General features: G+C 49.3%; 16 protein-coding genes. 12 read left to right on the top strand and 4 right to left on the bottom strand.

Annotated elements, in window-relative coordinates:
* Positions 1 to 299: 299 nt before the first annotated feature.
* From JL661_RS14545 to JL661_RS14535, 3 genes are read left to right on the top strand one after another with little or no spacing between them, the layout of a single operon-like run.
* Positions 300 to 761, top strand: a complete 462-nt coding sequence (locus tag JL661_RS14545) for a hypothetical protein (protein WP_004236040.1) — start codon at positions 300 to 302, stop codon at positions 759 to 761.
* Entirely contained in the window at positions 758 to 2,053 is a 1,296-nt protein-coding gene (locus JL661_RS14540; RefSeq protein ID WP_218480984.1) for a coiled-coil domain-containing protein, read from the top strand. The genes JL661_RS14545 and JL661_RS14540 overlap by 4 nt, the downstream gene beginning before the upstream one ends.
* Entirely contained in the window at positions 2,013 to 4,808 is a 2,796-nt protein-coding gene (locus JL661_RS14535; protein WP_218480982.1) for a hypothetical protein, read from the top strand. Before JL661_RS14540 ends, JL661_RS14535 begins: the two co-directional genes overlap by 41 nt.
* Positions 4,809 to 5,381: 573 nt before the next feature.
* On the opposite strand, the gene JL661_RS14530 is transcribed toward JL661_RS14535, so the two are convergent.
* Positions 5,382 to 6,011, bottom strand: coding sequence for a response regulator transcription factor (locus JL661_RS14530; protein ID WP_062773033.1), 630 nt, complete (start codon positions 6,009 to 6,011; stop codon positions 5,382 to 5,384).
* A 394-nt stretch (positions 6,012 to 6,405) separates the two neighbouring features.
* On the opposite strand from JL661_RS14530, the gene JL661_RS14525 reads away from it, so the two are divergent.
* From JL661_RS14525 to JL661_RS14510, 4 genes are all read left to right on the top strand, one after another.
* Positions 6,406 to 7,404, top strand: a complete 999-nt coding sequence (locus JL661_RS14525; protein WP_062773036.1) for a LacI family DNA-binding transcriptional regulator — start codon at positions 6,406 to 6,408, stop codon at positions 7,402 to 7,404.
* A 763-nt stretch (positions 7,405 to 8,167) separates the two neighbouring features.
* Positions 8,168 to 9,076, top strand: coding sequence for an EamA family transporter RarD (gene rarD / locus JL661_RS14520; RefSeq protein ID WP_024472768.1), 909 nt, complete (start codon positions 8,168 to 8,170; stop codon positions 9,074 to 9,076).
* 100 nt (positions 9,077 to 9,176) lie between these two features.
* The gene (gene purT / locus JL661_RS14515; protein WP_036408590.1) at positions 9,177 to 10,355 is read left to right on the top strand and encodes a formate-dependent phosphoribosylglycinamide formyltransferase; all 1,179 of its coding nucleotides are present in this window, start codon (positions 9,177 to 9,179) and stop codon (positions 10,353 to 10,355) included.
* A gap of 81 nt (positions 10,356 to 10,436) precedes the next feature.
* Complete coding sequence (locus JL661_RS14510) at positions 10,437 to 10,958, top strand: hypothetical protein (protein WP_225310070.1); 522 nt, start codon at positions 10,437 to 10,439, stop codon at positions 10,956 to 10,958.
* Here JL661_RS14510 and JL661_RS14505 read toward each other — a convergent pair.
* Complete coding sequence (locus JL661_RS14505; RefSeq protein ID WP_024472765.1) at positions 10,953 to 11,468, bottom strand: DUF3592 domain-containing protein; 516 nt, start codon at positions 11,466 to 11,468, stop codon at positions 10,953 to 10,955. The genes JL661_RS14510 and JL661_RS14505 overlap by 6 nt on opposite strands.
* A gap of 343 nt (positions 11,469 to 11,811) precedes the next feature.
* On the opposite strand from JL661_RS14505, the gene JL661_RS14500 reads away from it, so the two are divergent.
* Complete coding sequence (locus JL661_RS14500) at positions 11,812 to 13,962, top strand: carbon starvation CstA family protein (protein WP_004236032.1); 2,151 nt, start codon at positions 11,812 to 11,814, stop codon at positions 13,960 to 13,962.
* A 139-nt stretch (positions 13,963 to 14,101) separates the two neighbouring features.
* Complete coding sequence (gene yjiA, locus JL661_RS14495; RefSeq protein ID WP_024472764.1) at positions 14,102 to 15,061, top strand: GTPase; 960 nt, start codon at positions 14,102 to 14,104, stop codon at positions 15,059 to 15,061.
* A 112-nt stretch (positions 15,062 to 15,173) separates the two neighbouring features.
* Here the strand turns inward: yjiA and JL661_RS14490 are convergent, their stop codons facing one another.
* Positions 15,174 to 16,481: an L-cysteine desulfidase family protein gene (locus JL661_RS14490; RefSeq protein WP_024472763.1), complete on the bottom strand. Its 1,308-nt coding sequence runs from the start codon at positions 16,479 to 16,481 to the stop codon at positions 15,174 to 15,176.
* Positions 16,482 to 16,903: 422 nt separating this feature from the next.
* Complete coding sequence (locus JL661_RS14485; RefSeq protein WP_024472761.1) at positions 16,904 to 18,250, bottom strand: MATE family efflux transporter; 1,347 nt, start codon at positions 18,248 to 18,250, stop codon at positions 16,904 to 16,906.
* 199 nt (positions 18,251 to 18,449) lie between these two features.
* Here JL661_RS14485 and JL661_RS14480 point away from each other — a divergent pair, with 199 nt between their 5' ends.
* The 3 genes from JL661_RS14480 (at position 18,450) to tnaA (ending at position 21,354) form a co-directional block, all read left to right on the top strand.
* Positions 18,450 to 19,343: a diaminopimelate dehydrogenase gene (locus tag JL661_RS14480; RefSeq protein WP_062773037.1), complete on the top strand. Its 894-nt coding sequence runs from the start codon at positions 18,450 to 18,452 to the stop codon at positions 19,341 to 19,343.
* Positions 19,344 to 19,651: 308 nt separating this feature from the next.
* Positions 19,652 to 19,822, top strand: coding sequence for a tryptophanase leader peptide (gene tnaC, locus JL661_RS18690; protein ID WP_071592710.1), 171 nt, complete (start codon positions 19,652 to 19,654; stop codon positions 19,820 to 19,822).
* A 134-nt stretch (positions 19,823 to 19,956) separates the two neighbouring features.
* Complete coding sequence (gene tnaA / locus JL661_RS14470; RefSeq protein WP_015422483.1) at positions 19,957 to 21,354, top strand: tryptophanase; 1,398 nt, start codon at positions 19,957 to 19,959, stop codon at positions 21,352 to 21,354.
* Positions 21,355 to 21,399: the final 45 nt, after the last annotated feature.

Here is a 21,399-nt window from a genome sequence, read left to right as displayed (position 1 = left end):
TTTGTAAGGTAAACTGACTAATTTATGTTCTCGGCCTGTAAGAAACAGACCGGCAGAGCAGAATAATAACGAAGCCAAATCGTTGACGATGACAAGCGTGAGAATTCAGATTGTGCGGCTGCAGTAAGGTGTTCGGATAACAAAAAACGAATAGTTCAGACTCGCCCGCGACGTAGTGTATGTTACATAAGCCTGAGTTGTGACACGTCAGAGTTTATTTTCCACGGCTCTGGCTATACAATTGGTGCCTATTTTTGCACAACGCAGCAGTGGCCAAATTATTTCTCTAAGGTGAAACTATGTTATCCAAGACAGCACTGAACAAAATGGCGGGGATACTCCTGTTGGGAGGCGTTGTAACCCTGTCCGGCTGTTCATTAACGACACCCTCTGCGCCGAAGCCTGCGGCACAACCGGTTCAGCCGGCGGAGCAGGAGCCGGTGAGAACGACTGCACCTTTGCCAAGACCTGAATTACAGCAACCCTCCGGACAGATTTCGCCTGAGCTGAGTATGTGTGTTAAAGAACTCGACTCGCTCAAAACTATTTCTCCGAAAGATTACAGTCAGATGGTCGCCGGTTTCAGCGAAATCAGCCAGATCAACAGACTGTATCGTCAGCTCGAAAGAACCGCCAGCCCGGATACGCTTAAATTACTGAAGATGTCGATTGAAGCGAAAACCAAAGTGATGTGTGCCCAGGTTCGTTATTATTCTGTTCTGTCTATTGAGAATACCCTGGAGAAGGTTAACGGGTTATGAGACTGAACATCAGGTTGTGTATTACTGTCGCATTGTTTGCGGCAGTGCAACCGGCAACTGCATCTGAATTTAATCAGGTTATTGAAGATTTTGACCGTTATATTCAGGCTGAAAAAGCATCAGGCAATTTTCCGGTATCAGTGCAGCAACCTGGCAGGTCTCCCGAAACCCGGGTTACACCGCCGGTAAATACGGCGGGTAAGGCCACTCAGTCACAGCGTCAGGGCACACGTAAAGCTGCCCGCACAGGAAAACGCACTGTTTCGTCCGCACAGGAAAGCCGGACACAAACAGCTGCCGCACAGAAAACTGACACAACAACCCCGGGGATCTCCGTACCGGCACAATGCGAAAATATTGTGGTCAGGGAACCGGTTGTTGTGACCAATCCTGTTCCGGTCGGATACCCGCAGTGGTCTCCGGCTTATCTGGTCCGTGACAGCCAGAAATGGGGCGGAAATCACCGGGGATTTGTGTTTTCGCCGGTTCCTTCCCGTATGACCTCCTCACTGACTCTCACACCGGAAGCCTTGTTTGCCATTTTGGGTGAACCTTTCCGTTCAATGACGTATTTCTCTGATCTGCCGCTGACGGTTGCCCGTGTGCTGAAACCGGAAACCTGGTTTACGCCGTCTGATCCGCAGAAACAACTGCGCCTCACCCGCCTGAAATTACAGGACGTGAAGCGTGAACTCGCGTCACTGAACGAAAAGTACCGGAATGTTCAGCATAATTATGAACAGGCGCTCGCAGATATTGCGAAAAAAGAGACAGAACTCAGCAATCTGACTCTGGCAAATAATGAGTTACAGGCTGCGGCAAAAGGCGACAGCGCCAAACTGTCCGCCGAGCTGGAACAGAACCGCAAAACGATTGATTCACTCAATCAGCAGATAAGCGAAAACCTGGCCCGTTTTGGTCAGGCGGAAGGTCAGGTCACGGCCCTGACAGCCGAAAAAGCCTCCCTGGAAAAACAGATTGCGGCGCTGAATAAAGAAAAAGCGCTGGCAGATAAAAATCTCGCGCTGCTGGAAAGCAAAAATGCCGATATGGCAAAAGTCACGCAGAAGCTGACGGAGCTGGAAAAACAGCTGGCTCAGCGGGATGCGGAAAAACAGCAACTGAGTGACAAAATCCTCGCACTGACCGGTGAAAACAGTAAACAGAGTGATGCGCTGAAAAAAGACCTGACAGCACTGGCGGCAGAAAAAGCGGCACTGGAAAAACAGATTACCGGGCTGAAATCCGATAATGCTCAGGCGGAAAAAAAATCTCGCCCTGTTGCAGGATAAAAATGCCGGTATGGCAAAAGTCACGCAGAAGCTGACGGAGCTGGAAAAACAGCTGGCTCAGCGGGATGCGGAAAAACAGCAGCTGAATGACAAAATCCTCGCACTGACCGGTGAATACAGCAAACAGAGTGACGCGCTGAAAAAAGATCTGACAGCGCTGGCGGCAGAAAAAGCGGCACTGGAAAAACAGGTAGCCGGGCTGAAATCCGATAATGCTCAGGCAGAGAAAAATCTCGCGCTGTTGCAGGATAAAAATGCCGATATGGCAAAAGTCACGCAGAAGCTGACGGAGCTGGAAAAGCAATTGCAGGCTCAGGATGCGGAAAAACAGCGCCTGACAGCAAAATTGCAATCTCAGGAAACCGAAAACGGTAAACAGACAGCCGATCTGGAAAAAAGGATCACCGCGCTGACAGCGGATAAATCGGCGCTTGAAAAACAGGTTGCACAGCTGAATTCAGAGAAGAGCCGGGCTGACGAGAACCTCGCGCTGCTCGGCAGTAAAAATGCCGACCTCGCAAAACTTACGCAACAGCTGACGGCAACAGAAAGTAAGCTGAAACAAAGTGATACCGAAAAACTGGCACTGACCGCACAACTGGCGGAGCAGGGCAGTAAAAGTGCGAAACAGAGCGCAGAGCTGAAAAAATCTCTCGACGGACTGACGGCAGAAAAAGCAGCACTGGAAAAACAGATCACTGCACTGACCGCAGACAAAAGCAGCGCCTCAGCCAAAAATACCGAACTGCTGAATGCGAAAACAGCAGAAATGCAGAAAACCACCGCGCAGGTTGCAGAGCTGGAAAAACAGCTGAAAGCAAGCACAGCGGAAAAACAGCGTATCGCGCTTGAATTACTGCAGAAAACCACCGATAACCAGCAGCAGAATGTGCAGCTGCAAAAAGAACTGACCGCACTGGCCGCTGATAAAGCGGCGCTGACCGGGCAAATCACCCGGCTGACCGAAGAGCAGGCACAGGCTGAAAAAAGTATCGCACAACTGAACAGTAAAAATGCAGATATGACAAAAATGGTTCAGCAACTGAATACGCTGGAACAGCAACTGAAACAGAGTGATACAGAAAAACAGGCACTGGCGGCACAGATTGCGGCCGGTAATGCTGACAGTGACAAACAGAGTGCACAGCTGAAAAAAGAGCTCGCCGCCCTGGCAGCGGATAAAACCGCGCTGGAAAAACAGATTACACAGCTGACGGCAGAGAAAGCGCAGTCAGAGAAAAATGCGGCGCTGCTGAATGACAAAAACGCCGATCTGGCGAAAGTCACCCGCGACCTGAGCGATACTGAGCAGAAGCTGAAAAACGCCGAAACAGAAAAACAGAAGCTTGCCGAACAGCTGGCCGGTCAGAATAAAGACGCGGCAGCACAGAGTGACAAGCTGAAAAAAGAACTCAGCACTCTGGCTGCGGATAAAACTGCGCTGGAAAAACAGATTACACAGCTGACGGCAGATAAAGCACAGTCAGAGAAAAATGCGGCGCTGCTGAATGACAAAAACGCCGATCTGGCGAAAGTCACCCGCGACCTGAGCGATACTGAGCAGAAGCTGAAAAACGCCGAAACAGAAAAACAGAAGCTTGCCGAACAGCTGGCCGGTCAGAATAAAGACGCGGCAGCACAGAGTGACAAGCTGAAAAAAGAACTCAGCACTCTGGCCGCCGATAAAACCGCGCTGGAAAAACAGATTACAGAGCTGAACGCCCAAAATAGCGATAACGCAAAAATGGCGGCTCAGTTGCAGACACTGGAAAAAGAATTACAGCAGCGTGAGGCTGATAAACTTAAGCTGACTGCTCAGTTACAGAGCCGTGAGGCGGATAATACCCGCCAGAGCGATAATCTGAAAAAAGAGGTGGCTGCGCTGACCGTGGATAAAGCCACACTGGAACAAAAAATTGCGCAGCTGACGGCGGATAAGCAATTGCTGTCGGCAAAAGTATCCGGTGCAGATAAAGAGAGCAGAACTGTTCAGGCGGATAATGCTGAGCTGAATAAAAAATTAGCCGCAGAACAGCAGCGGGCTGATCAGCTGGATAAAGCCTTAAAAGAGAAAACACAGCAGATTGAAGCACTGGCAAAATCTGATGCGGAATTAATTAAGCTGAATACTCAGCTTGATAACCAGAAAAAGCAGCTGGCAGATAAAGATGCAGAACTTGCCAAAGCGGCGGCTAAGCTGAAAGAAAATGCTGATCTCACGGCAAAATATACCGCATTGCAGAAAGAAATGGATAAGCAAAAGGCGGTTGTCAGTGCACAGCGGACTGAAAATACCACGCTGAATACGCAAATTGCGAAAGCAGAAGAAAAAAATAAAGCCGTGACGGCTTATACTTTCCAGCAGGTTGGTGAGCTGAATAAACGGAAAAACCAGGAGCTGATCGCCCGCCTGGAGCGCCAGAATTATTCCAAAATGACGCCGGACGTTTATTACCGTATCACCAAACAGGGACAGAAATATAAAGCGCTGAAAGGAAAAACAGTCACATTTGCGATGCATGAGAAACTAACTGACGGTAAAGTAACCGTGTCATATCCGGTAAATGCACCGGCGGTTATTCCGTTCAATGAATTACCGGGTGACCTGGCTAAATTCGTTTCACTTGCCGGCGCAGGCGGTGCGGTTGATGTGTATATCAAACCGGAAGGCGGTTATGGTGTTGCCGGTATCGAAGGGCAGATACCACCGAACTCAATGTCTATGATCAAACTGAACGTGCTGAAAATAGAATAATCCGGTGATTATGTTGATACTGAAAGCATCCTGTAACGGATGCTTTTTTATGGCGTATTATTACAGGAATACAGCGAACTTCAGGGGATAACAGCGGGGCATGTCATTATTGCTGATTGTCAGTATCAGCATGAAAACACGCAGGGAAAGAGTGGTATAAAGAGAGGGGGATTTTCAGGGCGCAAACAACTCCGGCTCACCCGACAAAGGAGTAAAGTGTATTTTCTCATTCGTAACAAGATATTAAAATGAGTAATAGGTATCAAATACTATTAATGAAGTTTTATATCTGTATTGCGGAGTGTCAGGTCTCATTATGTCAGATTTTCCGGAACATATGACTGCCGGTATGTATCGTTAATATCTGAGTAAGACTCTGGTGTATTATCATTGTATTACAATTTGTCACCAGCAGTAACACTGGCGCAATCCGGAATATGATAAGAAAGACAATCTGTATTAACAGTGAAGCATCAGAAGTAGTTAAATAAGAAAGTAAAAGCAGGTAAAATCATCGGTATATTTATTAACTACAAGACAGGAATATAAAGTGTATTATAAAGCCGGAAATACTCAGATTGAATCTGAATAGTTTTTATAAAAATCATATTCCTGCACCAGCTGTGGTAATGATTTAATACGCAGCTTGGTATACATATTAGAACGGTGTACTTCAACAGTGCGCGGCGACAATGATAATTTTTGTGCAGCTTCTTTACTGCTATTTCCTTCCAGAATCATATCCATGACCTCTTTCTCACGGGCAGATAACTTGCTGAATTTATCTTTAAAGCGTTGATATCTATGGTACTTAGTGAGGCTATTTTCATATTGATTAAATGCGTCATGAATCGCATTAACTAACAGCTCTGAATTAATCGGTTTCTTGAAGAATTCCAGAATACCCGCTTTAAATGCACGACGGCAGGTCTCAAAAGACGGATAAGCGGTGATAACAATCACAGGAATAATGCTTTTCAGGCGTTTGAGTTCATCGATAAGATAGAATGCCTCAGCAGATGATTCTCCCACTTCCAGAATAATACATTCACGGGCATGCTCTTTTGGCGTATTAACATAATATTTCAGAAAATCCTGCTCAGATGAATAAGATTTTACTTCACAATTCATATTATCAAGCATGAAATTGATATTGTTGCCTGGTAAATCAGCACAGTTAATTAAATGAATAACGGCATCCATAAGTTACTCCTCAATTAAAATAGGACACAAAACAAACCGATATTAACGGATAAAAATAAGGGCATAATTACTTAGGTTTATCTACGCAAATTTTATGTATTGTAGATAAGATAACGTCGAGGAAATGTTTAAATGGATAAGTAAATTTCATTTCGGAATCGGTGTGTGTTTTTTAATAAAAGCAAAATAATGTGGATGTTTTTTATTTTTATTTTTATAAAACAATATGTTGCTATTGTTTAAAGTTTGTTTAATTTATGGAGTAAGGGGTTTTTTATGAAATAAACATTTACATTTGCTCTTGGGGTTACAGACACAGTATGTTATAAATGTCAGCTCACATTTTTTCTTTTTCACGCGACAGAACCAACACTTATTTTCTACTGATAATAATATGGCATCACTGAAAGATGTTGCCCGGCTGGCATCAGTCTCACTGATGACTGTGTCAAGGGCAATAAATAATCCGGAATTGCTGAAGCCTGAGACGTTGAGACAGGTTCAGCATGCTATTGATGTTCTGAATTATGTACCGGATTTATCAGCCCGGAAAATCAGAGGTAAAAATACAAATCTGTCGTGCATGGGGGTATTAGCAATTGATACCGCCTCAGCCCCGTTTTCTGTTGAAATACTGCTGGCTATTGAGCAGTGTGCAGGAAAATATGGCTGGGACCACTTTGTTGTTAATATTTCATCCGGAGATGACCCGGTTCCGGCTGTCCGCCAGATTTTATCCCGCCGTCCTGACGGTATTATTATTACCAGTGCAGAATTGCGTGAGATAAACATTCCTGAGTTACTCCGCGACAGAAACCTGGTATTAACAAACTGCTATGATCCCGGAAATACAGCGTTACCGTCTTATATTCCGGATGATTACCACGCTCAGTATGATGCAACAGAATATCTTATTCAGCGGGGGTATCGTCGTCCGCTTTGTATCTGGCCGCCGGCGGAGTGCCTTTCATCCGGTCTGCGCCGTGATGCGGTTCAGAATGCGTGGCTGAATGCGGGATTGTCAGCCGGTCAGCTGAATCAGCACAACATCACATTATCTGATATTTATTACCGGGACGTTGTGACACTGATAGATCAATACATTGACGGTAATTCACCGTTATTTGACTGTATTATCTGCGGTAATGATCAGATAGCCTTTGTTGTGTATCAGGTTTTATTAACCCGCGGTATTTCTGTTCCGGAGCAGGCCGGTATTCTCGGCTGTGAAAATATGACCGGTACCGGAGAACTTTTTTATCCCCCGCTGACCACTATCCGCTCTCCGTATCGCCTGCTGGGTGAAACAGCGGCACTGCATCTTATTGAAGTACGGGTTTCGTCAGGGCGGACTTATATCCCTTGCCGGATGCTCAGCAGAAAGTCACTCTGATCCCCCGGCAGTCACACAATCCTTTCTCTTTTTTTCTGATTTTTATCCGTTCACGTTTGGTTAATTTTTTTAATTAACCAAAGGCAGGCAGCCGGATAAAAAATCAGCGCAGCGTTATTTTTGTAATTACGGATTTATCTGTCGTTTTGAGTGCAACATTAAGCGTTAATTTCGCTTTAGCTAAACACAAAACTTTCAATGTTGTATTTTAATGTTATTTCTTTGATTTTGGGTTCGTAGTGGTATTTATTATTACTTATCTTTCAATATTAACGTTAAAATAGTTAATTAAAAAAAGGTGACGATATTTTTCAGAGACAAAGCTACCGCACGAAAGATTTTTCAATCTCCGGAGGGAAATGTCCAACGTGTTACTCTGTTTATCGCGGTAATGAACATTAAATGATTATTTATCTTTTATCATCAATGTATTGCGAGTGACTGTGATTTACAGAGTATAAAAAATCAGGGGATCTATCTAGCTATAACTACTCAAAGTTAACGTTAACATCAGATATTAGGAATTATACCCAAAAATGATGTGTTAATGATAATTGCTATGTTAACGTTATCAATGTAAAGATCAAGCGAAACTGATATTTTATAGTTATATCTGCGTAGTAAACAGCGTGGTTTCAGTGAACATAATATGATGTGCACGGGAGAGACCGGCGACGGGAAATAAATTGAGCAGGCGCATGGGATTTTTAATGCAGGGGGGTATGATAGTCATAACATAATGATAAACAGGATTGGCTGAACCATGTTTTTGCGATCCGGCGCGATGCTGGCAATTTTTTCTTATTTTCTCTGGGGGATCACACCGCTTTTTTACCGCTTGCTGCCGGGGGTGCAGCCGCTGGAGTTATTATCCCAGCGCGTCCTCTGGTCAATTCCGCTGTTATTATTTGTCCGTTTCTTTTTAAAAAACCGTACCCGGGTAAAAGCGGTATGGGCTGATAAACGCTCGCTGCTGCTTTGTCTGCTCAGTACCAGTGTGATGGCAATATCCTGGTGCACCTTTACCTATTCAATGACCCATGATTTGGTGCTGGAAGCCAGCATGGGATATTTCATCACCCCCTTGTTTTCTATTTTACTGGGTGTCATCTTCCTGCATGAACGCCTGAAACCGGCAGAGAAAACCGCGCTGATTTTTGTCTGTGCCGGGGTGGGTTATCAGCTTTATCAGTACGGCAGCCTGCCGAAACTGGCGCTGATGATGGGCTCTGCGTTTGCACTGTACGGCTTTATCCGCAAATTTATCCGTTATGACCTGACGACCTCACTGCTGATTGAGAGTCTCTGGCTGCTGCCGGTGGCTATTGTGTTGTATTTCTGGCTTGAAAACAGCGGAGCGGGCACATTCAGCACTGCAGATACCTTTACCCGAATCTGTTTTATACTGACCGCGCCTGTCACGCTGCTGCCGCTGCTGTTCTTCACGGCTGCGGTGCGTTCCACCACACTGACCACTATCGGGCTGGCACAGTATCTCGAGCCGACCATTCAGTTCCTGCTGGCGGTATTCCTCTTTAATGAGCATTTTGATGCTGTCAAAGGCGTCAGTTTCTCATTGATCTGGCTGGGATTGCTGTTCTGTATCCTGTCTCTTATCCGCCATTACCGGAAAAATACAGCAAAAGCCGGTCTGGGCATAAAACCCCGCTGAGCGCTGTGACAGCCGGTGATTTGCTTATTTCGTGACTAAAGCAAACGATTGCGTATATAATGGCGCGCAATTTTCCGGTATTTCTGAACAGGTGACAGTGATGACAACATTAGGTACGGCATTACGCCCGGGTGCCACAAAGGTGATGCTGCTGGGCGCAGGTGAATTAGGCAAAGAAGTGGCGATTGAGTGCCAGCGGCTCGGCATTGAAGTGATTGCCGTTGATCGTTATGACAATGCACCGGCTATGCATATTGCGCACCGCCGTTATGTGATCAATATGCTGGACGGTGCGGAGCTGGAAGCCGTGATCCGGAAAGAGCAGCCTGACCATATTGTGCCGGAAATTGAAGCGATTGCGACAGACACATTATACCGGCTGGAGCAGGAGGGCTTTCATGTCGTGCCCTGTGCCAATGCGGTAAAACTGACCATGAACCGCGAAGGGATCCGCCGCCTGGCTGCGGAAGAGCTGGGGCTGATGACATCAGAATACCGCTTTGCGGATGACGAGGCGTCTTTTATCCGTGCCGCCGGTGAGATTGGATTTCCCTGCATTATCAAGCCGGTGATGAGTTCATCGGGTAAAGGGCAGAGCATTATCCGCGATGAGAACACATTGCACGATGCCTGGCTGGCCTCTCAGGAAGCAGGACGTGCCGGAAAAGGGCGGGTGATTGTTGAGCGGATGATTGATTTTGATTATGAAATCACGCTGCTGACTGTCCGTGCGGCAGATGGTGTGCATTTCTGTGCGCCGGTCGGACACCGTCAGGAGCGCGGGGATTACCGTGAATCCTGGCAGCCGCAGGCCATGCCGGATGCTGTTCTGGCACGGGCACAACAGGTGGCGGAGACTATCGTTAACGGGCTGGGCGGCTATGGCCTGTTCGGTGTTGAGCTGTTTGTCCGTGGTGAGGATATTATTTTTAATGAAGTTTCTCCGCGTCCTCACGATACCGGGCTGGTCACCCTGATTTCACAGAATATCTCTGAATTTGCCCTGCACGTGCGGGCGTTTCTCGGATTACCGGCCGGAGAGATAGTGCAGTACCGTCCGGCTGCCTCAGCCGTGATCCTGCCGTCACTGCGCAGCGGTGATGTCCGTTACAGCGGGCTGGAGCACGCTCTGACCGGGACTGTGCAACTGCGTCTGTTTGCCAAACCGGAGATTGACGGCTCCCGGCGCATGGGCGTTGCCCTGGCGCTGGCACCTTCTGTTCAGGAAGCGGTGGACGCGGCAAAACAGGCTGCGGCATCAGTAGTCGTCACCGGCTGACCGGGGTAATATCAGTGATAGCCTTCCCGTATATATAAAGAGGAAGGTATCACAGACCGTGGTCAGGCAGAGGAATAACCGATGAGATGCAGAATACCGGGAATCGTATTTGTGATGTTGCTGCCGCTGACCGCATTTGCCGGTACGGATGTGCAGGCAGAAAAAGCCCGTGAATGGATACGGGCCCGCGCGGATGAACCGTCAGTGGCGGATAACTGCTTCAGGCCGGATAATCCCTTTGAGCTCTGTCTGTACCGGGATAAAGACACTTTCGGCAGCCATTTCGTCGACCGTAATCTGCAGGAGCCGTATCAGCCGTACTATTTCGACAGTGCGCCGGATGAACCGGAAGACGGGCGTTACCGTATCCGCTCCGGCAATAAAATCGGTTATGCGGACAGTGTCACCGGGCGGGTGGTGATCCCCGCTATTTATGACTGCACGTACGGTTTCGCTAACGGTACCGCCGAAGTCGGCGTGGGGTGTGAAGAGGAAACCGACGGCGAACACTCCTGGTGGATCGGCGGTCACTGGTTCCGTATTTCACCTTACGGCCTTATCACCGGATTCGGCCGGACACCACCGCCGGACAGCCGCTTATGATGCCGCGCCATAACGGCGGCGGGCCAGAATCCGCAGGCGCCAGCTGTGCAGAATATAGGTCACCAGCAGAATAAAGGCGACCACTCCCCAGACAATCATTTCACCATAGCGGGCACCGAAGTCCGCTATCTGTGCTTTGCCCGGATTATCCTTCTGATAATAAACACCCACCGGACCGTTTTCACACTGTGACTGACACAGTAACTGATCTGTTGAGGTAAAGGTCACGATTTTATTATCCGCTGTCACGAATTTCACCACCGGCCAGCCGACCAGTTGCTGCCCTGAGCGGGTATCACGCATTTCTGTCCGCAGATAACCGGTTATCTGCCCGTCAGCATAGACATCATTCTGTTGTGTCTGCCAGGTCTGATAAATCATAAACCCGGCGAGGAAAACCACACTGAAGGTCAGCAGGCGGAGAACCCGCTGAAACAGCATGTTGCGTTGTGTCTGCTTATCAGTATAAGCACGGAAATTGCCGGGAGGTGTGCCGGGTTTTTTAGTCATATCGGTTACTGTCTTCTGTCGGTTTCAGGTCATAAATCACGGAGAAAAGCGGATAAAAGCACGCTTTCATAAAAAATTAACAAAAAGCACGAAAAAATTTAAAAAACATAACGTTAACCCGATCACAAATTTTACCGTCCCGGGAGGCGGATAAAACCGCCCGGCTGTAAAAAGTGACCGCTTAATCTGCTATACAACCGCTTACGGGATAATCCCCGTTTCCCGCCTTGATTTTTCTATCATAAAACACACTTGCAGGAAGTTTCTATTTTATTCGGCTGAAACACTTTTTCCGTACGGATACGGATCCTTTTGATTATCACAGTCACATTTAAGGTGCGTTATGAACTCTAATCGCTTATTTAAGCACATTCCCTGGTTTATCCTGGGGATTATAGGTGCTTTCTGTCTCGGCGTTGTCGCATTACGCCGCGGCGAGCATGTCAGTGCATTATGGATCATTGTTGCATCGGTATCAGTCTATCTGGTGGCGTACCGCTACTACAGCCTGTATATCGCAACAAAGGTTATGAAACTGGATCCGACCCGGTCAACACCGGCGGTGATTAATAATGATGGTCTGAACTATGTTCCGACTAACCGTAACGTTCTGTTCGGTCACCACTTTGCCGCGATCGCCGGTGCGGGTCCGTTAGTCGGGCCGGTACTTGCCGCGCAGATGGGGTATCTGCCGGGCACACTCTGGCTGCTGGCCGGTGTGGTGCTGGCGGGGGCGGTACAGGACTTTATGGTGCTGTTTATCTCCTCGCGCCGTAACGGTGCCTCTCTGGGTGAGATTGTTAAAGAAGAGATGGGAACCGTGCCGGGCACTATCGCGCTCTTCGGCTGCTTCCTGATTATGATCATCATCCTCGCCGTGCTGGCACTGATTGTGGTGAAAGCGCTGGCAGAAAGTCCGTGGGGGGTGTTCACCGTCGTATCCACTGTGCCGATTGCCCTGTTTATGGGGATCTACATGCGCTATCTCCGGCCGGGACGTGTCGGTGAAGTGTCTGTCATCGGTATTGTGCTGCTGGTAGCGGCTATCTGGTTCGGTGGTGTGATTGCACATGACCCGTACTGGGGCCCTGCGCTGACCTTTAAAGATACCACTATCACTTATGCACTGATCGGCTATGCGTTTGTTTCCGCTCTGCTGCCGGTGTGGCTGATTCTGGCTCCGCGTGACTATCTGGCAACCTTCCTGAAAATCGGTGTTATCGTCGGTCTGGCTGTGGGTATCGTTATCCTCAACCCGGATCTGAAAATGCCGGCCATGACACAGTTCGTTGACGGAACCGGTCCGGTCTGGAAAGGTGCTCTGTTCCCGTTCCTGTTTATTACTATTGCCTGTGGTGCGGTTTCCGGCTTCCACGCCCTGATTGCTTCCGGTACCACACCGAAACTGCTGGCCTGTGAAACCGATGCCCGTTATATCGGTTACGGCGCTATGCTGATGGAATCCTTTGTGGCGATTATGGCGCTGGTTGCAGCCTCCATTATCGAACCGGGTCTCTATTTTGCGATGAACACCCCGCCTGCGGCGCTGGGTATCACCATGCCGGATCTGCATAACCTCGGTACCGCAGATGCACCGATGATCATGGCACAGCTGAAAGATGTGACCGCTCAGGCGGCCGCGACGGTCAGTTCCTGGGGCTTTGTGATTTCGCCGGAAGAGATTTTACAGACCGCCAAAGATATCGGTGAGCCGTCTGTTCTGAACCGTGCGGGTGGTGCACCGACACTGGCGGTAGGTATCGCGCATGTGTTCCACAAAATCATTCCTGCGGCGGATATGGGCTTCTGGTATCACTTCGGGATCCTGTTTGAAGCACTGTTTATTCTGACTGCACTGGATGCGGGTACCCGTTCCGGCCGCTTTATGCTCCAGGATCTGCTGGGTAACTTCGTTCCGTTCCTGAAGAAAACTGACTCCTTTATTGCCGGTGTGATCGGTACTGCCGGTTGCGTGGGTCTGTGGGGTTATCTGCTGTATCAGGGCGTGGTCGATCCGCTGGGCGGCGTTAAGAGCCTGTGGCCGCTGTTCGGTATCTCCAACCAGATGCTGGCGGCTGTTGCCCTGGTTCTGTCCACCGTCGTTCTGATTAAGATGAAGCGCAGCAAATATATCTGGGTAACCACTATTCCTGCGGTATGGCTGCTGATTTGTACCACATGGGCGCTGGGTCTGAAACTGTTCAGTGACAACCCGCAACTGGAAGGCTTCTTCTGGCTGGCGAATGAGTACAAACGCCGTATTGCTGAAGGTGTCGCGTTAACGCCTGAGCAGGTCGCCAATATGCAGCACATCGTGGTGAACAACTACACCAACGCCGGTCTGAGTATTATCTTCCTGGTTGTTGTGTACAGCATCATCTTCTACGGCATCCGTACTGCGATGAAAGCGAGCAAAAACCCGGAACGTACTGACAACGAAACACCGTATATCCCGGTTCCGGAAGAGGGAATTAAAGTCTCCTCCTCACACTGATAACAGCATGCAGTAACGCTGAAGTCTCATCCCCCGTATGATGTCAGTCACATTGTACGGGGATATTTTTTTATTATCCGTGTTATTTGTTACTCTGACAGCCTTTGTTCCGCTGTCTGTCTGTAAGAAGGACCCGATTATGCAACCTATCTCCGTGACTATCCTGACCGGTTTCCTGGGTGCCGGTAAAACCACACTGCTGCGCCATATTCTCCACGAGGAGCACGGGCAGAAAATTGCTGTGATTGAAAATGAATTCGGCGAGGTGCCGATCGATGATGAAATTATCGGTGACCGCGCCACGCAGATAAAAACCCTGAGCAACGGGTGTATCTGCTGCAGCCGCTCAAGTGAGCTGGAAGATGCGCTGCTCGACCTGTGTGAAAACCTGGACAGCGGCAAAATCGATTTTGACCGCCTGGTGATTGAATGCACCGGTATGGCTGATCCCGGCCCGATTACACAGACCTTCTTCTCCAATGAAAAATTGTGTGAGCGCTATGTGCTGGACGGCATTATCACGCTGGTGGATGCAGTACATGCACAGCAGCAGCTGGATCAGTTCACTATCGCCCAGGCGCAGATTGGTTACGCGGATCGCATTCTGCTGACCAAAACGGACGTTGAGCCGGATAATGAGGCGCTGCTCGCCCGGTTACAGCGGATTAATGCCAAAGCGCCGGTGTATAAGGTGATTAACGGCGATATCGACATGAATCTGCTGTTTAATGTCGGCGGTTTTATGCTGGATGATAATGTGGAGGTCAGCAAGCCGCTGTTCCGCTTTGCACCGAAACAGCAGAATGACATTCAGTCTCTGGTGATCACCATGGATAAACCGGTGGAAATCAGTGCCATTTCCCGCGCGATGGAGACCCTTCTGCTCAGCTATGCCGATAATATGCTGCGTTACAAAGGGTTACTCTGGATTAAAGATGAGCCGCGCCGCCTGTTATTCCAGGGCGTTCAGCGTCTTTACAGTGCGGATTTTGACCGCGAATGGCGTGAGGATGATGTAAAACAGAGTGTGCTGATTTTTATCGGCATGCAACTGCCGGAGCAGGAAATCCGTAATGCGTTTGCCACGCTGACGGCATGATAACAGCGGGTATTCACCCGCTCAGGTCGTTGTAAAAATAAAGCATGAAAAAACCGGCCGGTGCGGCCGGTAAAGGAAAGGGGGCTTCCTTAAAAAGCCAAACCCGGAAAAATCAGGCTGATTTTGCCTTGTTTGCCATGATTTCAATAATCTGCACGTCGGTGTGCTGCATGGACAGGCTGGCAAGCGCACAGAGGTTAGCAATGGATTTATCCACATCGGTACAGACGATGCCGTCGTTACCGCCGACACACTGCTGATTCATCGCCATCAGCACCGCTTTATAGGCTGCACTGACACCGCTGGAGACTTTCATCGCGCAGCTGTTGGAGGCACCGTCACAGATAATACCGGTGATATCCCCGATCATGCTGCTGATAGCCATCGCCACCGGCTCATATTTCCCTTCAAATAACCATGCGATACCGGCTGCCGCCCCCATTGAGGCGGTCGTGGCCGCACACAGGGCGGAAAGCGGCGGGAACTGGCTGTGAATATAAATCGCCATCAGGTGGGACAATGTCAGGGCACGGATAAGCTGTTCTTCATCCGCCTGTAAATATTCCGCGACCACCACCACCGGCTGGGTAGCGGCGATCCCCTGGTTACCGGAGCCGGAGTTGCTCATGGCAGGCAGCTGTGCGCCGCCCATACGGGCATCCGAGGCTGATGAGGTGCGGATCATAATGTCGGACAGCAGGTCTTTTGACAGCAATCCGCGCTCACGCTGTTTTTCCAGCGAACGGCCGATTTGTAATCCGTACGGGTTGGACATACCTTCGCGGGCCAGGGCATCATTCAGATCAGCGGCCTGACGCATAAAATTGATCATCGAAACCGGTGCCTGAGTGGCAAAATCATAAATATCACGGGCGCAGGCATCCGCGAACGGGTTATCGCTGCCGCTCTGATGTGTGACCGCATCATCCTGATAAATAATCGTGCCGTTGTGGCTGATTTCCGTCACATGGGTATGATCGCCGCAGATAGTGACGGTGGCCTGCTCGTCACCGCTGTATACGGTGGCTTCAGAGTAAAGTACCTGGCTGCACGGCTCTTTGATTTCCACAGACACCGCACCGGAGGCAAGAAATGCTTTCCCGGCGGCGATATCGTCCGCAGTCACCCCGCACAGGACATTCAGGCCGGCATCCGGCTGTCCGCCGATAGCGCCGAGTGCCGCAGCGACCGGCAGGCCGGTCATACCTGTTCCCGGAACAGTCACGCCAAGGCCGTTTTTCATCAGGTTCGGGGAAACATAGCAGCGGATTTTAGTCGGTGCACCGCTGAGGCAGGCGGCGGCTTTCGCGGCGGCCAGTGCCAGAGAAATCGGCTCGGTGCAGCCTGTCGCCGGTTTGACTGACTGACGCAGTGCCGCGACAAAATTGTTCCATTGAGCAGGGGTGTGATGTGTTGCCATTTTTCAGCCTTAAATACGCGAATCCGTTATGCGGCTCAGTGTACCGAAAGGGAAGCAGAAAAATCCTTTCACAATTCAGGGGTATTTGCAGAATCCGGAGAAAAACTTTCTCCCGGAAATAAAAAATAGGGCGGATAGGGGGGAAAAAAGCAAGAAATTGTCCGGCGGTGGAAAGAGACAAAAATACTTATCTAACTATTTGATTTAAATAAAGTATTGAATATGATTTGTATGCATTATGTTATGCATAAATAAAAAAGTGTGATGAGACCCCGTGACAGCAGTCACGAAAAACTGCGTTAATGGCTGTTTATCAGAGCATAACTCTGTATTTTTTCTCTTATTTGCCTGGTTGTGGTGTTATCAGCTGGTTTATCAGGTAATTCCCGCTGCGCGGCCGCAGCAGGAATTCTGCCGGAGGATCAGCCCTCAATATCCAGCCGTTTTGACTGCCATTTTTTCGAACGCCAGCGCCAGGTGTTGACGAGCCCGCGCAGCCACTCATCACACAGAAAACCAATCCAGATCCCCAGTATCCCCATCTCAAGTTTGATCCCCAGCACATAGCCGACCGGCAGCGCCACACACCACATAAAGAACAGGGCGGTACAGAGCGGGAAACGGGCGTCGCCGGCGGCACGCAGGGCGTTCACCATCACAATATTCAGGGTCCGGCCCGGTTCGAGGAAGACTGACAGCAGGAACAGCGGCAGCAGCAGTTTTATCACCGCCTGATCGTCACTCAGCCCGTAAGCGAGGTGGTCGCGGAACAGCCAGAACAGAAAGACAATCGGGATGGTGCTGAAAAAGCCGGTTTTCAGGCTTTTCATGCCGCGCTGATAGGCATCCTCAAAACGTTTTGCCCCGACCAGATGCCCGACCAGGATTTCATTCCCGATACTGATGGTTATTCCGAACAACATAATAAACAGTGATAACTGGAAGTAGATGGTCTGCGCCGCCAGTGCGGTCTCGCCCATCAGTCCGATAAAGGCGATAGCGACCATATAATGCAGCATCCAGACCAGGTTTTCCCCGGCAGACGGCAGACCGACATGCAGGATCTGCTTCAGCATATTTTTGGACCAGTGAAACAGCATGCGCGGCACAAATTTAATCCGCAGACCGTAAAAGAGCAGGCCGCACAGCAGCGCCACGGCAATCAGACGCCCTGCCACCGTGGACCAGGCGACACCGACCAGCCCGTACTGCGGCAGACCGAACAGGCCGTACAGCACAATGCAGTTACCGACGACAGTCACCACGTTGGCGACCAGCGTGACATACATCGCCGGTTTGGCTCTGCCGTAAACCCGCAGACAGGCCGCTAGGATGATGGTTACTGCTTCCGGAATTAAACAGATCCCCAGAATATGCAGATAATTAAAGGCATCTTCCATCAGATGTTCCGGCGTATTCATCAGTTCCAGAATTTTATAGCCGAAAATAATGGTAAACCCGGCGGACAATAATCCCAGCAGCAGGTTAAACGCGATGGAAATATGAATAGCCTGACTGGCCTTATCCCGTCTGCCCGCTCCGATATACTGGGCGATCACCACACTGCACCCGACACTGATAAAGTTGAAAATAGTGATAAACAGGTCAAACGCCTGATTGCCGACCGCCATTGCCGCCAGATATTTTGACGACACATGGCTGACCATCCAGGTATTAATCAGGAAGGTGGAAAAGTGTAATAACAGGTCGATAAAAATCGGCCAGCTTAAGGAAAAGAGCCCGCGCTCTGTCACATCAGACTGATGCATGACGACCTTCTGTAAAGAGTGTGATTTTTGTTCCGGGACGGATACAGGGAGCCGGATTCTACCAGGATAATATTACTGAGAATAGCGAAAGGTGAAAAATAAAACATTTTTTTCATAACTAATTAAGAAATCAATGTTTCCTTTCATAAATAAGTATGATTTCCTTATCAGACTAATCAATGATGACAGAGAGAATTCCGTGAAAAAAATACGAGCCGCCGTCGTTGGTTACGGCAATATCGGACAGTATGCGATTGAGGCGCTGGAAGCTGCCGCTGATTTTGAGATTGCAGGGATTGTGCGCCGCAACCCGTCTGCAGCTGATACAGATTCCGTGTATCCGGTGGTGGCGGATATCCGTGAACTGGGCAAGGTGGATGTGGCACTGCTGTGCTCGCCGACCCGCGCCATCCGTGCGGTTGCTTCAGAGATCCTCGCGCTGGGGATTAATACCGTGGACAGTTTTGATGTTCACAGTGAAATTGTCGCGCTGAAAGAGCACCTTGACCCGATTGCCCGCACCGGTGAGTGTACGGCGATCATCTCCGCAGGCTGGGATCCGGGGTCGGATTCCATTATCCGCACGCTGATGCAGGCAATGGCGCCGAAAGGGCTGACGTACACCAACTTCGGGCCTGGGATGAGCATGGGGCACAGTGTTGCCGCCAAAGCGATTCCCGGTGTGAAGGATGCACTTTCCATGACAATCCCGCTGGGCACCGGTGTTCACCGCCGTATGGTCTATGTTGAGCTGGAGCCGGGGCATGATATTGATACCGTGACCGCCGCGCTGAAAGCCGACAGCTATTTTGCCTCTGATGAGACGCACGTCCGTCAGGTGGACAGTGTGGACGCCCTGAAAGATGTGGGACACGGTGTTTCCATGACGCACAAAGGCGTGTCCGGTAAGACCCATAACCAGCTGTTTGAATACAGCATGCACATCAATAACCCGGCACTGACCTCCCAGTTCATGGTGTCTTCGGCACGGGCGGCCTGCCGTCAGCAGCCGGGTGCATACAGTGTGATCGAAATCCCGCCGGTAAACTTCCTGGCCGGGGATATCAACAGCTGGATCAGCAAACTGGTGTAGTGATATTTCAGTCACAAAACAGTAATAAAAAAGGGATGAAAATCCCTTTTTTATTGTCTGCAAAACCGATAATTAAATTAACTGTTATATACGTAATGTTATTGTTGTTTATTTTTTCTGTGAATACATAAAAAGCAAACAAGCCGGACGCTTTCTGATGTTATTCTTATTTTTCTCCATGCCGTGCGAAGATAAAAAAAGAACGCGTAATTAATTACCGAAGCAATTGATTAGCTGCGCTTAATGTATTTTGATTTTTTTTATGAAATCATCGTAATTATTTAATAGTTTAATGTGGCAATTTTGAGATGTTCATCATAGACAAAAGGATTATTCAATGTAATTTTGTGCATTACTTATCCACCCAGAGGGCTTTGTGTATGAATTTCTTATCCATCCCAAGTCGTCTTGCCGGTGTCTGCTTTGTGCAGGCATGGTTTAATATTGATCATCGTATTTCCAATTTCTTCCCTGAGTGATTCTCCGTCTGCGTATTTACCACGAAAACTAATTAAAAACACGCTGATATAACGTGGCTGCATTCCTGTATTTTCTTTTCAAAAAAATGCAGCGGATAAATATATCCGGCAGCCCGAAACCGGAGAATAAAATAATGAAACGTATTCCAGAACCGTTCCGTATTAAAATGGTTGAAAATATCCGTATGACAACCCGTAATGAGCGGGAAGTTGCCCTGAAAGAAGCCGGATATAACCCGTTTTTATTACCGGGCGATGTGGTCTTTATTGACCTGCTGACCGATTCCGGTACCGGTGCCATGAGTGACCGCCAGTGGGCCGGGCTGATGATGGGGGATGAGGCGTATGCCGGTTCCCGTAACTATTATCATCTCTGTGATCAGGTGAAAAAACTGATTGGCTACCCGTTCACTATCCCGACACACCAGGGGCGCGGTGCCGAGCAAATCCTGTTCCCGTCACTGATCGCCCGCCGCCGTAAAGCCGGGGCGGATAAACCGGTCTTTATTTCTAACTTCCACTTTGATACCACTGCCGCCCATGTGGAGTTAAACGGCGCGAAAGCGATCAACGTGGTCACACCGAAAGCCTTTGATACAACAACCTATTATGACTGGAAAGGGGATTTTGATTTAGATCTGCTCAATGCGGCAATCGCAGAGCACGGCGCAAAAAATGTGGCCGCAATTGTCACCACCGTGACCTGTAACAGCTCCGGCGGTCAGCCGATATCACTGGCAAATATGAAAGCCGTGTATGACATTGCCAAAAAGCATGATATCCCGGTGGTGATTGACTCCGCACGCTTCTGTGAAAACGCCTGGTTTATCAAACAGCGCGAAAAAGGGTATGCGGATAAGTCGGTGAAAGAGATCGTCAAAGAAATGTATAAATACGGCGATATGCTGACAATGTCGGCGAAAAAGGACTCACTGGTGAATATCGGCGGTCTGTGCTGTTTCCGTGATGACGAAGATCTGTTTAACGAAGTGCGCACCCGCTGTGTGCCGATGGAAGGCTTTGTCACCTACGGTGGTCTCGCCGGACGTGATATGGAGGCGCTGGCTATCGGGCTGGAAGAGGGGATGGATGAGGATTATCTCCGCTACCGTATCACTCAGGTGGAATATCTGGGTGAGCGCCTGCGCGAAGCGGGGATCCCGATTCAGTATCCGGTCGGCGGCCATGCGGTCTTTGTCGATGCGAAGAAAATGCTGCCGCATATCCCGGGGGATCAGTTCCCGGCGCATGCCTTGAACAATGAGCTGTTCCTGGAATCCGGCATCCGCGGGGTGGAAATCGGCTCACTGCTGCTGGGGCGTGACCCGGAAACCGGTATTCAGAAGCCGTCACCGATGGAGCTGCTGCGCCTGACAATTCCGCGCCGTGTCTATACCAATGACCATATGGATTATATCGCGGATGCCTTTATCCGGCTGAAAGAGAAAGCGGCGGATATCAAAGGGCTGACATTCACCTATGAGCCACCGGTTCTGCGTCACTTTGTCGCCCGCCTGAAACCTGTCATGTAACCCTGTCGTCTTACAGGAGGATGCGCTGCATCCTCCTGATTTCAA

The organism is Morganella morganii, assembly GCF_019243775.1.
Classification (GTDB): Bacteria; Pseudomonadota; Gammaproteobacteria; order Enterobacterales; family Enterobacteriaceae; genus Morganella; species Morganella morganii.
The sequence above is the reverse complement of the archived record's forward strand: the minus strand, read 5'-3'. Positions and strand labels throughout refer to the sequence as shown.